Below are 13524 nucleotides of genomic sequence, written 5' to 3' on the forward strand. Positions count from 1 at the left end.
GGCATTATCGCCGGCCACTGCGGGCGGGGCAAGCATGTCAGGCGGGTAAAAATACCATTCGGCGCATCAATTCAAGCACTTAGCCTTCAGCGCCGGTAGTTGTAAAAGCCATCATAAATTCGGCCAGTGCGGTCAAAATTGCAGCTATAGGTCAAGTTCCGTGACCCACCCTGCACAAAAATCACCTGCCCATCGCCGGTTAAATTACGGCCATTCAGATTGGTGCTAAACAGGCTAAGCGATTTCACTGCGCCATGATCGTCATCCAGATGGCGCTGCAAGACCTGACTGCATTCCTGGCGCAGGTATTGCGTATCGCTCAGCGGATTACCGCCAGTGCCAGTGGCGTAGCTCTCGCGTTTCTGGTTTTGCGCCAGCTCGCTGTCGCTGGGCTTTTCGTTGGCCTTATCGCCGTTTTTATTGCCACTCATCATCGCGGCCAATGCCACTAACCCGACCACCCCCGCGCCGATCGCCAGCGCGCGGTCCCGTTTTTTGTGCGAATCATCTTTACCACCCAGCGCATCCTGATTCACATTCCAGCTCACCACTTCGCGATACCGCACTTTGCAGGTAAAGGCATGGTCTTTGCCATCGCGATTGGCGCGCACCCGGCCATTCAAATCATACGAATCCCAGCCGGTATCTTGCACATCGTCATAGCGGGCATCGCTGTATTCATTGCCCCAATGCACAATCTTGTCATCGCAATCGCGGCGGGCGCTCGATTCGTTGTATGCCAGCGCAGGGCTGGCAGTGCCTAACAAACTTGCAATCAGCAAGCCAATCAATACTGGGCGGGTCGTGGCCATTGTCGTGCTCTCCAGGTGCTAGTTGATCATTTGCATGCGGGTGCATGTCATTCAAGCTAGCAGACGGAGACAACAATTCGATGACATGCTGGCCAAGCGAGCGCTGAACAACCGCCAGTAGGTAGGCACTTGCGCGCCAGCAGCGCGGGCTGCACACGGCCACCTCATCCAAACAAAAGGGGTATAGCCACAAGAAGCTCTAAAACAAATGCCTCTGTCGCTATACCCCATTTAGATCAAATAGCTTGCCTTATTTCAGCCGACGCAGTTTGGCGATAAAAAAGCCGTCATACACCTCATTGGGCAAAATCCGGCGCGCCAGCGCCACGGCCGCGGGCCAGTCTTTGCCTTGCCAGTGCGTGATGCCGGGCTGGGTATTGGCGATGGGTAGCTCAATCGCTTCCAGTGTCACCGCATCGCCGAGGCGGTCGAGCACATAGGCCAGCACCCCTTCGTTTTCTTCAGGGGCGAACGAGCAGGTGGAATACAGCACCAGCCCGCCCGGCTTCACCGCCTGCAGCGCCGAGAGCAACAGCCGCTGCTGCTTTTTGCTGCATTCTTTCACCTTGGCCGGCGTCCAGTGGGTGAGGGTTTCCGGGTCGTTCAGATCAAAGCGCGCCTCGGATGAACACGGCGCATCCAGCAACACCCGATCGAAGGTATCGGGCGTTTTGCTGCCGACCGCACGGCCATCGTGCATATAGCAGCGGGCCATGGTGACGCCTTGCTCGTCCAGATTGCGTTTCAGCCGGAAAAACCGATCTTTCACCGGCTCCACGGCCGACAGACGACCGTCATTTTGCATCAGCGCAGCCAGTAGCGTGGTTTTACCACCGGGCGCAGCGGCCAGATCCAGCACCGCTTCACCGGCCTGCGGCGCCACCAGCAAGGCGGCCAGCTGGCTAGAAAGGTTTTGCAGATAGATTTCGCCTGCGTAAAACTCGGGGGTTTCGGTCAGCGCGCGCTTTTGTGCCGCCGGCACAATGGCAGCAGCCGGATAATAATCCAACGGCGTGAGCGTAAAGCCCGCCGCGCGCAGACGCTCCAGCACTGCCGCCGGCTCGGCTTTGAGCGTATTCACCCGAAAAGCCACCGGCTTTTCACAGGCAAAGCTATCCATCACCGCCGGCAATTGCGCTGCCGGCACAATTTGGGCCAGACGGGCCGCAAAAGCCTCTGGCAAAGAAAGTGTCGTCGTGGTCATGCCGGTATTGTAACTGTAAATCCGGCCTCGCTAGGCTGCCGGCTTGACGCGCGGCCCACCTCGGCGCAGCATGGTCCCACCCTTGCAAACCTTGTCAATTACCGGAGCTTCAATATGCGCACCGCCCTACTGAGCGTACTGGCCATCACCACCCTGAGCGCCTGCGCCGCCAGCCCGCCAACTCCACCCGCCAACTCCACCCGCAAACTGCCTACCCGCCAATCTAGCCGGCGGCTACCACCCGCAAACCAGCGTATCGCCCGAAGCCGAAGAAGCCGCCGCCGTGGCGCTGCAGCAAATGAACACCACCGCCAAGCTGGAGCAAATTTTAGAAGTACGCACCCAGGTGGTGGCCGGCCTGAATTACGCGCTGCGCCTGCGGCTGAGCAATGGCGAGGAATACCAAACCGTGGTGTGGCGCAAGCTGGATGGCAGCTGGGAAGTCACCCAGCCACTCAACAAAACCCCGCTGCAGCCACTCTGCCCAGCGCAATAAGCCGAGCTGCCCGCGGCTCACCCCAGACTTGAGGCACGCAGCCCAGCCGGCTATGCTGGGTGCATGCGACTTTCTCTGTTTCTTGCACTTCTGCTCTGGCTGGGCCTTTGGGGCTCTAGTCAGGCGCAAACCCGCGTGCCGCTGTATACCTATTACGACGAAGCGCCCTTTGCCCTCGATCGCCCAGATAACTGGACTCAGCGCCTAGCAGAGCACCTAACCCAAGCCTCACGCGGCAAATACCTTTTTACCCCGACCGCCTTACCGCGCCGGCGCCTCGATCGCCTATTGGCTCAGCCGGGCTGGAATGGCGTGGTGGCTTGGGGCAACCCGGAATTCTTTCCGAATGTCCCCACCCAGCAACTGCGCTGGAGCCATAGCTATTTATATGATGCCGATCTGGTTGTCAGCCGGCGCGAGCGGCCGGTGCGGTTTCAAGGCCCGCCGTCTTTATATGGGCTGCGCCTTGGCGCCGTATTAGGCCGCCAACTTAATGACTTTGAAGACAGCATTCGTGCCGGCTTGATTGTGCGCGAAGATGCCCCCAGCACGCTGTCTAATCTGAAAAAGCTACGCGCCGGCCGGATTGATTGCACGCTGATTCAGCGCACCGCGCTACCAGGCCTGCGGCAAAGCTTCCCCGATCTGGAACAATGGCTGTACATCAGCCCAACACCACGACGGGCTTTCAGCCGCCATTTCGCCGTTGAGCCGGGTCAGCAGGCCTTGTTTGAATTTCTGCAAACTGCCAGCCTGCAAATGCCGGCCAACTTATTCAACCATTAGCCCACCCGCTCAAAGCGCAGCTTCATCAGCAATACCCCGCTGGCCAAGAGTAGCGTAAAGGCATTGGATAAAATAATCGGTGCCGACTGAATCAACAGCCCATAAGCCAACCAGCTCAAGAGCCCCACACACAGCAGCGCATACATCCCCAGCGAAATATCCTGCGTACTGCGCGTGCGCCAGACTTGCACCACCTGCGGCACAAAGCAGCTGGTGGTGCAGGCGGCAGCAAATAGGCCTAATAGCTCAACCGGATTCATGCGGCCACCTCCGCGCTGGGCGCCCAGCGCACCTCGCGCCAATCGCTGATCTGGCCAGCGATGCCGGCCGGGCTTGGCGCCTGCTGCCCCACCTGAATCACCGTACAGCCCGCTGCCAACGCGCTGGCCATGCCGGCGCTGGCATCTTCAAACGCCAGACATGCGCTGGCGGGGACACCCAGCAGGGCGGCGCCGCGCAAATAGGGCTCGGGGTGCGGCTTGCCGTGCTCAATATCATCGGCACAAATGCTGTAGCGTGGCAGCGGCAGGCCGCAATGCGCCAAGCGAGCCTCCATCACCGCCCGCGAGGCGGATGTCACCACCGCCCAGCGTTCGGGCGGCAATTGCGCCAGCCACGCGGCAGCGCCTGCTATCGCCACCACTCCCGTGCTATCGCTGGCTTCCAGCTGATCTAGCCACGCGCTTTCTGCCGCGGCATCCAGCTCAGGGGCGACTAATTTCACCGTGCTGCTACCCGGGATACCATGGCATACGGCCAGCACCCGCTCCAGCGCAATGCCATGCCGCTGACACCAGCGCGCCCAGATTTGCTCGATATTGGCCGTTGAATCAATCAAAGTGCCATCCATATCAAACAGAAAATAGTTTGAATTCAATAACATGCCACTCACTCCTTCGCCTGTGATATGCCACAGTATTCACGATCTGGTGCCCGATAAAATCGAGTTTTGGCCGGATTTTCTCTACAATCAGCTCAATACTTAGCCACGGATTGCGATGATGCTGGTCAGGGAATGGATTTCCCCCACCGAGGGGCAGGGCTGGTTTTATCAATGCCTGGAAGAAACTCTGTGCCCGTTTCAGTGGCACTATCACCCCGAATTCGAGCTGACCTTTACCCTGCGTGCCCGCGGGGTGCGCTATATCGGCAGCGATATTGCCCCCTTTGGCGAAATCGATCTGGCGCTGGTGGCCCCCGGCCAGCCGCACACCTGGCAGGCCAATCCGCCCGAACAGGGTCAGCTGCATCAGGTGCAGGTGGTGTTATTTCGCCTCGAATGGCTGGATGGGCTGGCGCAAGGGGGCTTACCCGAGTTGCGCGCCTTGCGCAGCTGGCTGGCCAGTGTGCGCACCGGCGTGGTGTTTAGCCAGGCGCTTGCGATAGCACTGCAGCCCGCGTTTGCCGAGCTGCACAGCTTGCGCGGTGTACCGCGGCTGGCCTGCTTGCTGAATATTTTGCACGCACTGATGCAGGATGCTGGCGCGCGACTGATCGATGGGCCGGGGCTGGTGTTTCACGAAGATCGCCGCTTGCAGGTGGCGCTGGCGCATCTGCAACAGCACTACACCCGCCCGCTGGCGCTGGCCGAATTGGCCGCCGTGGCCGGGGCCAGCCCGGCGACCCTGAAGCGGCTATTTCATGACGGCATGAAAACCACCTTTAGCGCCTTGCTGGCCAGCTTGCGCATTGGCCATGCCTGCCATTTGCTGCTGACCACCGAGCGCAGCATTGCCTTTATTGCCACCGCCAGTGGTTTTCCGAGCGTGAGCCAGTTTTACCGCAAATTTATTGAGCTCAAGGCGCTGCCGCCGGCGCAATATCGCAGCGCCGTACGCAGCTAGGCCATAAGTATTGCCGCCCGATGCATATCTATCAATACTTCTAGGGCAATACCTAATCCCCCTATTCGATTCTGAAGCGCGCTACCAAGCTTTGCAGCTCGGCTGCCACTTGCTCCACGCCGGTGGCGCTATCGGCGGTATGGCGGATCGACACGCTGGTTTCTTCCACCATTTGCGAGATATCTTCCACTCGCACCGCAATGCTATTGCTCGCCACGCTCTGCTCGCGGGTGGCGGCGGCCACTTCGCGCAGATGCTCCAGCGTGGCTTCGGCGCCGTGGTGTATCTGTCCCAGCGAGGCCGATACATGGCCAGCCAGCGCCACGCCGCGCTCCACCTCTGGCAAGGCGCCTTGCATTAGCTCGACCACTTGCGTGGTTTCACCCTGAATCGTAGCCAGCATGCGCTCGATATCCACCGTGGCCGATGAGGTGCGCTCGGCCAGCTTGCGTACTTCGTCGGCCACCACGGCAAAGCCGCGGCCTTGCTCGCCGGCGCGGGCGGCCTCGATGGCGGCATTCAGCGCCAGCAGATTGGTCTGCCCGGCAATATCTTTAATCACCGCAGCAATGCCGGAAATCTCGCGCGCCTTGCTATCCAGCTCGCGAATCTGGCAGGTGGCGGTACTGACGCTGCTGGCGATTTGCGCCATCGAATCGCTGGCCTCGCCCACCTGATTCACGCCGGCATGCGCCAGCGCCGTGGCTTCTTGCGAGGCTTGCTCGGTCACCGCCGAATTATCTGAAATATGCGTAATGCTCACGGTCAGCTCTTCCATCGCCGCCGCCATCGAGGTGGTGGCATCGGCCTGCCGCGCGGCAGCTTGGGCAATTTCGCGACTCGAGAGCGCGATCTGCGCCGATTGCGTACCCAAGGTGCCGGCATGTTGCTGCACATCGCGCAGCATCTGCCGCAGCCCATCCACCATGGTATTGAGCGCCCCAAGCAAGCTGGCCGGATCGCGGCCGGTGATATTCTGGCGCAAATCGCCAGCAGCAATCGCCTGCATAATCTGCATGGCCTCGCGCGGCTCGCCCCCCAGCTGCGACAAAATCGAGCGGGCAATCAACCACGAAGCGCCGCCCAGCAACACCGCCAACAGCAAAAGCTGGCCCACGCCCAGCCAGAGCTTATGCTGGTAGGCGGCGTTCAGATCATCTTCATACACGCCGGTACACACCACCCAATTCCAGCCCGGCACCGGCAGGGCGTAGGCAATTTTCGGCTGCGGCTGCGGGTTGCCCGGCTTGGCAAAATGAAAATAGGCAAAGCCGCCACCCTGCTGCGCGGCTTTCACCAGCTCTTGCAAAATCATCACGCCGTTCACATCCTGCAGGCTGCCCTTAAACTGGCCTTCAAATTCAGGCTTGAGCGGGTGCATGCGATACACCATCGCAGTATCGATGATGAAAAAATACTCGGTCCGCTCAAAGCGCACGCCGCGTAGCGCGGCCGCAGCCTGCTGCTGCGCTTCGGCCTGGCTTAGCTCGCCGCGCTCGGCGCGATCTTTAAAGTAATTCACCACTCCAACAGCCGATTCGACCTGCGCCCGTACCTTGGCCTGCCGCTCTTCGAGCATGCTGCGGCGTAAATCCTGCAAAGTCAGCGCGCCGCTCAAAGCCAGCATCAATAAAGCCACGCCACACAAGACCCATAAGCGGGCGCCTACGCGCCAGCGCTGTAATAGTGCATTCATTTTTTGTCCTCCCAGACTGAGAGCTGGACTACGCCAGCCTTGATCAAGGCCGGAGTCTAGCCAGTGGCCACCCACGGCGGGGCCAGGATCTGGCGAGCGGCTGCAAGACTTAGGTCAGCGGCATAAAAGCCACCCTCAGCGGTTGAAAACATTAGCGTTATCTAATTTTAAGTTGGGCGCGCCATGTCCCAGTCGGCGGCAGGGCTTGCGCCCCTCAAGCGGGCTGCCTACGCTGGCGGCTGGGTAGAGGCCAACAGGTTTTCGCGCAACAATAATGACGGGTATCTGCCAATAAATAATATTCATCAATGCCCGCATTGATATACCCCCACCAAGTACATCACCCCAGCCCTGTCGTCGCCTACTCTACGGCGGGCGGGGCTCAGCGCAGGCAGGCTTAGGTCAACACCTTTGTCATAGATGGCGGCCGGCCGAGTTCCCGCCCTGCGTGTTTATTTTTACCTTTATGGCATCGGCATTTCTCCACAGCGCCCACTGGGGTTGGCGCGATACGCTAAATACATGCGCCAAACTCAGGAAACCCCACGATGACGACCCCACGCATCCCCCCGCTCAAGATCATTGAAGACCGCCCCAGCGCCATGGCCCCGCCGCCGCGCCCAAGCCAGCCGCCACGCCAGCGCTGGCTGGGCTATCTGCTCACCGGGCTGGCGTTTGCATTGCTTAGCTTTGGGCTAGTGAGCGCCCAGCATATCTACCCGGCTTTTCACCTGCCGCTGTGGTCGGAGCTCACGCTGTTTGCCTCGTTTCCGGTGGTGATTTACGGCGTGGTGAAGCTGGGCTAAGCCAGCAAAAACTGTCAGCCCGCTGTCATTCAAAGCTGGCATACTGCGATTTTCCGCCCGAAAATCGCCACCATGCGCCACCTGCTGCTGCTTGCCCTGCTTGCCCTCACCCCATTCGCGCAAGCGCGCACCATCGGGATTTTTAATGGCGCCGGCACGTGCGAAGGCTGCGGCGAAACGGTGGGTGCATTTTTTCAGGCGCGGCAGGACAAGGTGATTTACCTAAATGAGAAAACCCTCAGCGCCGCCACCTTGGCCAAGATTCAGGTGTATGTGCAGCCCGGCGGCTCGGATGACATCGACGAAACGCTCAATGCCCTGCGCCCAGCGCAAATTCGCGCCTTGCGCCAGTTTGTGCAACAGGGCGGCAGCTATCTGGGTATTTGTGCCGGCGCTTATCTGGCCGGCCGCTACAGCGATGCCGCCAGCCGCAAACCCGCCTTTGGCCTCGTGCCCATCAATGAAGTCGATGCCGAAATCGCCAGCCCCGCCGCCACCTTGCTGCCGGTGCAATGGCAGGGGCAAACCCGCTGGTTTTATCACCAAAGCGCCCCACATCTGGGTAAAACCGCGCCCGCCGGGGCCGAGATTTTAGGCCGCTATCAGCGCAGCGGCCGCATCGCCGGGCTAAGCACTCGCTTTGGCCACGGCAAAGTGTTGCTGGTCGGCCCGCATCTGGAAGCCGGCCGCGACTGGTATCAGGCCGATGGCCTCAGCTTGCAATACGGCACAGCCGAAGCGGATTTTGCCCGCCTGCTAGATCGCCTGTAAGCCGCGCGGTGTGAATGCTGCCGCTTTTCTGCGGCAATTGTTACGGGTGGCTGGCTGACGAGCTGATTACAATCGCCGGCTTTCATTGCTCTATCCACCCGTCATGCGCTGCTTAATTCCTGTTGCCCTCCTTCTTCTCACCACTGGCTGTGCCTCGCTCAGCGATAGCGAATGCCGTACCGGCGATTGGTATAGCATCGGCCTGCGCGATGGCCAAAATGGCTATAGCTCGCAAGTTGCCGAGCATGCCAAAGCCTGTCGCAAGCAGCGCGTGGCGCCCGATCTGGAACAATACAATCGTGGGCGCGAAGAAGGTCTGCGCAGCTATTGCACGGCCAGCAATGGTTATCAGGTGGGTTTGCGCGGCGCGCAGGCGGGCAATGTGTGCCCGGCCGGCACGCAGGCCGCATTTCAAAATGCCTATCAGCGTGGCTATCAGCGCTATAAGGTGCAGCAAGAGCTGCAGCAGGTGGAATGGCGCATCGATAATTACAACAAGCAGCGCGGCCAGCTCGAAGAAAAACTGCGCGCGGCCCAAACCGATAAAGATCGCCGCAAATACGAGCGCGAGCTAGACAACCTGCGCCAGCAAAACCGTGATGACCGCCGCCTGCGCGACATTTTGCGCGCCCAGGTGATCGCCCTGCCGCTGCTGTATTCGCAATAACCCCATGCCAAAATGGGTATATCCAGCCAGCCCTTATAAATATTGGCCTTTAGAGACATACCTAGCTCAAAGCTTAATTGGGCTAATCGCCACAGCCTAGTGCGCCGGCGCCGCAGCCGGCAGTGGCAGCCGCACGCTAAAGCGGCAGCCGCGCCCCGCCAGCCCGGTGCCTAATTCAATCTGGCCGCCCAACCGCGCCACCGCCTGCGCCACAATCGCCAGGCCCAGCCCGGTGCCGGCTACGCTGTGGCCAGTGCCACGCACAAAGCGCTCGAAAATCCGCCCCTGCTCGGCGGGCGGAATACCCGGGCCGCTATCGGCCACTTCCAGCAACAGCTGCGCGCCCTGCTGGCTGAGGCTCACTTCGATCTGATCGCCGGCATGAATATACGCCACGGCGTTATTAAGTAGATTTTGCACAATCGATTGCACGGCATGGGCATCTAGCCGGGCGGGCAAGGTATCGGGCGCATTCAGCCCCAGCTCGATCTGCCGCGCCAGCGCCGCCGGCGCCACGCGGGCCAGCTCGGTTTGCAGCAGATCGGCCAGATCAATCTGTTGCGATGATTCGAGCCGATCATTATCGATATGCGATAGCTCCAGCAGCTGGGCAATCAGATGCGAAGCACGGGCAATCGCGGCCTCCAGATCTTGCCCGGCCGCTTGCCGCGCCGCGGGCGTGTCGGCCCGCGCCAGCACATGCGCCTGCGCCGAAATCACCGCGATGGGCGTGCGCAGCTCATGCGCGGCATCTTGCACAAAGGCATGCTCGCGGGCGATTTTGCTGCGTAATTGCTGCAATAGCCGCTCTAGCGCCGCGGTCAGCGGCTTGAGCTCGGTGTAGGGGCTATGAAAATTCAGCGGCGATAGATCATCTTTATCTTTGCTGGCAATCAGCTGCGAGAGCTGACGCAATGGCCGCAAGCCGCCCGACACCACCAGCCCGATCACCAGCGACATCACCGGCAGGGCGATCAACATCTGGATGGTCATTTCGGGCAGCAGTACTTTCAGCAGCACCTGCGCGCTAAATTTGGGCGCCGCCAGGCGGATTTCCCACTGCGCAGCGCGCATCAGGCACACCCGATATTCGGCGCCATTGATCACCACATCGTAAAAAGCCTGCGGTTGCAACGCCAGTGGCACGCCCCGGCTTTCCGGTGATAAATACAGCTGGCGGCCTTGCCGGTCATTGAGCTGCAGCAGCATTGATTGCTCGACTTTGGAATCGCGCAGGCCGGTATTAAACATCTCGGAAGCCGTCGCCATCACGCCGATGGCATCGCGCTCAGAACGGGCCTTGCCCAGCTCCACTAGCAGCGTCTGGCCATACAGCTGCAGGCTACGGTCGCGCTCGGAAGTGCGCGTGAATTGCCAATAGCCATAAATCGCCAGCGTAAACCACACCGCCACCAGCGCCAGCAGCAAGGCCAGCAACACCCGCCGGATCAGGCTGGGGCCCAATAAGCTCAGGGATAATTTCATAGCTCAAATAAATACCCAACACCGCGCAAAGTGCGAATACGGTGCGCGCCGATTTTGCGGCGCAGATGCGATAAATGCACTTCCAGCGCACCAAAATCCAGCGCGTCACCCAGTGGCGATAGCCGCTGCGCCAGCGCACTTTTGGGCACCACCAGCCCCGGCTCGCGCGCCAGCTCCAGTAGCAATTGAAATTCGCGCGGCGATAAATCCAGCGGCACGCCATTGAGGCTGGCCAGGTGTTTGCGTGGCTCGATCTGCAGCTCGCCCAGCTGCCACACCTCGCTGGCCTGCTGCGCATAGCGGCGCAACACCGCCCGCATGCGAGCGATCAGCTCGGCAGTGGCAAAGGGCTTGATGATGAAATCATCGGCGCCGCTATCCAGCCCGGTTAAACGATCATCCAGCGCCGAGCGCGCGGTAATCACAATAATCGGCGTGGCGATACCCGCCCGGCGCCAGCGCTGCAGCAGATCAAAGCCCACCCCATCGGGCAAGGTGAGATCGAGCAGCACGCAGTCGTAATCCATATCTTGCCCGCTGTGCGGGGCCGTCGCCAAATTACGCCGCCAATCACTGCTAATGCCTTCGGCTTTTAAAGCCTGCTGCAGGGCAAAGCCCAGATCGAGGTCGTCTTCAATAATCAGAATATGCATGCCAGCACTGTACCTGAAGAACCTTAAGCTTTTCCTAAGGATGCGTTTGACATACTGCCAGCGTTGCTTCCCGCCGGCGAGCGGCCAGCGCCCGCCCACTGCGGCGAATGTCTAACCCAACCATTCTGGATTCAATCATGCGTACTGTACTGACCCTTTCTTTGCTTTTGCTTGGCCACACCGCACTGGCCGAAACCCCGAATTCCGCCACCGAACAAGGCCTGCCCCGGCTGCAAAGCCTGTGGGAAGAAGCCAGCGATAGCCGCAACTGGCAAGCCGTGGCTGGGCTGGGCGTGGGCTACGCGCCCGAAATTATGGGCGGCGAAGTTTACAAAGCCACGGCGCTGCCGAGTTTTGATTTATCACACCGCTCGGGTTTCTTTTTGGGTAGCAGCAAAGGGCTGGGCTGGAGCTATGCCGCCAACCCCGACTGGCAAGCCGCGATTTTTATCGGCATGAGCCCGAGCCGCAAAGAAAAAACCAAGCTCACCGATAAGCAGACTTTTAAAGGCATGGGCGAAATCAAAGCCGCCGCGCAAGCCGGCCTGCTGCTGAGCTACAGCCTGCAAGACCTCAATCTCTCGCTGCAGGCCACCACCGGGCTGGATAGCAAAAACCGTGGCCAGCAAATCACGCTGGGCGCCGATTACACCGTCTACAGCAGTGCGCAATTTGCGCTGATGATCAATGGCGCACTCACCGCCAGCAGCAGCGATTATCAGCAACGCTGGTATGGCGTATCCGCCACGCAAGCCCGAAAGAGCGGCTTTAAAGCCTATCAGGCCGGCAGCGGGCTCACGCAGGGTAGCGTTGGCCTCACCGCCATTGTGCCGCTCAGCAATAGCCTGCGCTGGGTGAATGCCGTGAGCTATAACCAGCTTTTAGGCGATGCCGCCGATAGCCCGCTGGTGAAAGAAAAAGGCAGCGCCGCCCTGATGTCCGCCCTGCAATACACCTGGTAAACCCCGCGGAGAACCCCATGCCCTTCAGCATCCGCCACGCCCTGCGCCGGCTGCTTACCGCCCAGCCCCCCACCGCGGGGGCCGCGGCCGCCAGCCCCGCTCACCCTGCCAGCCCGGCCACCCCGCCGGCATTCGAGCACCGCAGCCGCGCCTTTGAAATCGAAGCCCCCACCAGCGCGCCCCCACGCCGGCGCACGGCGGAATACCACGACGTGATACCGCCGATGAATTTGCAGGGCTAAGGCGTGGGGCGCTGCCGGCGCAATCTAGCTCACAGCCTACCGCGCCACTTACAAAAACTAACCCTCGCCCCGCCGTCCGCTCACCATACTGAGCAGCGCACAGGCTAGGCCTGCAGCGATGAGTGGGGGAAAGATGGACGGGATAGGCGGGGTGATACTGGGTACTTTGCTGTACGGCACGGCCAAAGTGCTGGGCTATCGCTGGTGGTGCAGCGTAGGGCTGGCGTGGCTGCGGCCTGATCTGGGCGCAGAAGCCCTGCGCCGGCGTAGTTGGGAGCTGGGAATGACTCGGCTACTGATCGGCTTTGGGGTCGGCATACCGATGGCCGCGCTGCATGCCATGGTGCTCGAGCTGACTGGCGTGCAGGCGCTGGCTTATTTACTGGTGTATGTGCCGATCCGCTGGTTTGAATGGGGCCTGATCGTGCCGCTGATGCCCGCCGGCAAACTCAGCTGGGGCCAGCTCTGGCGCGGCCAGCACCGCACCGAGCGCCGCTGGCGACTCATTGGCATCGCCGTATCGTGCGCGCTGGATATGGTGTTTCTGCTCGGGGTGCTCAATGGTATTCGGGGCATGGGGCGGATATTTTGCTAGCCCGTAGATACAGGTAGTGGCGGCCATATTAACGGGTATAGCCGTGTAGGCATTATTTATTAAAGCTTTGCTGGCTATACCGCTGCATGTATATATTTTAAGCGGCTGCGCCGCAATGTTTTGATGCGCGTTCCGCCGCGCAGGCAGGTAGGGGGCTTTGCTTCTCCAAAGCCCCCTACACCCCAAAAGAGCCCCGATCGACGCGAAACCCCGCCCGTCCGGCAATTGGCAAGGCGCCGCAAAACTCGCTGCGCGCTACCGTCGCGCAGCTCAAACAGGTTGCGGCTTAAAACCTTGCCAATCACCTCCCGAACGGCGCGTCTCCACGGGCAATCCGTGCTAACCACCGCAGGGGTATATCCGCCAAAGCCAATTCCTAAATAATCTTCAGAGCAACACCTTGGCGGGTATATGCCGCAATCGTTGAACTGCACGGTTTCCCCTGTCATCAAGCCGAGCGAGGAACAAGCGGCAAGGGGTTTCGGCGGGCTCTGTTTTGTTAAAG

15 protein-coding genes and 1 pseudogene are annotated in these 13524 nt (G+C 60.4%); 9 read left to right on the forward strand and 7 right to left on the reverse strand.

All coding sequences use genetic code 11. The features are described from left to right. Window positions 1-86: 86 nt before the first annotated feature. A complete protein-coding gene (locus QV747_RS04725) occupies window positions 87-812 on the reverse strand; it encodes a hypothetical protein (protein ID WP_273429396.1) in 726 nt (241 codons plus the stop codon). A 250-nt stretch (window positions 813-1062) separates the two neighbouring features. Next, window positions 1063-2016, reverse strand: a complete 954-nt coding sequence (locus QV747_RS04730) for an RsmB/NOP family class I SAM-dependent RNA methyltransferase (protein ID WP_273429395.1) — start codon at window positions 2014-2016, stop codon at window positions 1063-1065. Between the two features lie 241 nt (window positions 2017-2257). Here QV747_RS04730 and QV747_RS04735 point away from each other — a divergent pair. After that, window positions 2258-2512 (forward strand): annotated as a pseudogene (locus QV747_RS04735) (cystatin domain-containing protein); the annotation flags it as partial. A gap of 63 nt (window positions 2513-2575) precedes the next feature. Continuing rightward, complete coding sequence (locus QV747_RS04740) at window positions 2576-3298, forward strand: transporter substrate-binding domain-containing protein (RefSeq protein ID WP_273429394.1); 723 nt, start codon at window positions 2576-2578, stop codon at window positions 3296-3298. Here QV747_RS04740 and QV747_RS04745 read toward each other — a convergent pair. Together QV747_RS04745 and QV747_RS04750 are read right to left on the reverse strand one after the other, a co-directional pair. Then, window positions 3295-3558, reverse strand: a complete 264-nt coding sequence (locus QV747_RS04745) for a SemiSWEET transporter (RefSeq protein WP_273429392.1) — start codon at window positions 3556-3558, stop codon at window positions 3295-3297. The genes QV747_RS04740 and QV747_RS04745 overlap by 4 nt on opposite strands. Then, the gene (locus QV747_RS04750) at window positions 3555-4181 is read right to left on the reverse strand and encodes an HAD-IA family hydrolase (RefSeq protein WP_273429391.1); all 627 of its coding nucleotides are present in this window, start codon (window positions 4179-4181) and stop codon (window positions 3555-3557) included. The genes QV747_RS04745 and QV747_RS04750 overlap by 4 nt, the downstream gene beginning before the upstream one ends. Before the next feature lie 118 nt (window positions 4182-4299). Here QV747_RS04750 and QV747_RS04755 point away from each other — a divergent pair, with 118 nt between their 5' ends. Next, entirely contained in the window at window positions 4300-5142 is an 843-nt protein-coding gene (locus QV747_RS04755) for a helix-turn-helix transcriptional regulator (RefSeq protein ID WP_273429389.1), read from the forward strand. 61 nt (window positions 5143-5203) lie between these two features. On the opposite strand, the gene QV747_RS04760 is transcribed toward QV747_RS04755, so the two are convergent. Then, complete coding sequence (locus tag QV747_RS04760; RefSeq protein ID WP_273429386.1) at window positions 5204-6838, reverse strand: methyl-accepting chemotaxis protein; 1635 nt, start codon at window positions 6836-6838, stop codon at window positions 5204-5206. Between the two features lie 548 nt (window positions 6839-7386). Between QV747_RS04760 and QV747_RS04765 the strand changes: the two genes are divergently transcribed. From QV747_RS04765 to QV747_RS04775, 3 genes are all read left to right on the forward strand, one after another. Further along, entirely contained in the window at window positions 7387-7644 is a 258-nt protein-coding gene (locus QV747_RS04765; protein ID WP_273429384.1) for a hypothetical protein, read from the forward strand. A gap of 72 nt (window positions 7645-7716) precedes the next feature. After that, window positions 7717-8415 (forward strand): BPL-N domain-containing protein, encoded by a 699-nt coding sequence (locus tag QV747_RS04770; protein WP_273429382.1) that lies wholly within the window; start codon window positions 7717-7719, stop codon window positions 8413-8415. Window positions 8416-8518: 103 nt separating this feature from the next. Continuing rightward, window positions 8519-9082: a DUF2799 domain-containing protein gene (locus QV747_RS04775; RefSeq protein WP_051259052.1), complete on the forward strand. Its 564-nt coding sequence runs from the start codon at window positions 8519-8521 to the stop codon at window positions 9080-9082. Window positions 9083-9178: 96 nt separating this feature from the next. Here the strand turns inward: QV747_RS04775 and QV747_RS04780 are convergent, their stop codons facing one another. Together QV747_RS04780 and QV747_RS04785 are read right to left on the reverse strand one after the other, a co-directional pair. Further along, window positions 9179-10567: a HAMP domain-containing sensor histidine kinase gene (locus QV747_RS04780; protein WP_273429380.1), complete on the reverse strand. Its 1389-nt coding sequence runs from the start codon at window positions 10565-10567 to the stop codon at window positions 9179-9181. Then, window positions 10564-11220, reverse strand: a complete 657-nt coding sequence (locus tag QV747_RS04785; protein WP_028450567.1) for a response regulator — start codon at window positions 11218-11220, stop codon at window positions 10564-10566. The genes QV747_RS04780 and QV747_RS04785 overlap by 4 nt, the downstream gene beginning before the upstream one ends. A gap of 137 nt (window positions 11221-11357) precedes the next feature. Between QV747_RS04785 and QV747_RS04790 the strand changes: the two genes are divergently transcribed. The 3 genes from QV747_RS04790 (at window position 11358) to QV747_RS04800 (ending at window position 13019) form a co-directional block, all read left to right on the forward strand. Beyond that, entirely contained in the window at window positions 11358-12182 is an 825-nt protein-coding gene (locus QV747_RS04790) for a MipA/OmpV family protein (RefSeq protein ID WP_273429377.1), read from the forward strand. Between the two features lie 17 nt (window positions 12183-12199). Further along, complete coding sequence (locus tag QV747_RS04795) at window positions 12200-12424, forward strand: hypothetical protein (RefSeq protein WP_273429376.1); 225 nt, start codon at window positions 12200-12202, stop codon at window positions 12422-12424. Between the two features lie 133 nt (window positions 12425-12557). Next, a complete protein-coding gene (locus tag QV747_RS04800) occupies window positions 12558-13019 on the forward strand; it encodes a hypothetical protein (protein ID WP_273429374.1) in 462 nt (153 codons plus the stop codon). Window positions 13020-13524 lie beyond the last annotated feature (505 nt).

Source organism: uncultured Chitinibacter sp. (genome assembly GCF_945957625.1).
GTDB lineage: Bacteria > Pseudomonadota > Gammaproteobacteria > Burkholderiales > Chitinibacteraceae > Chitinibacter > Chitinibacter tainanensis.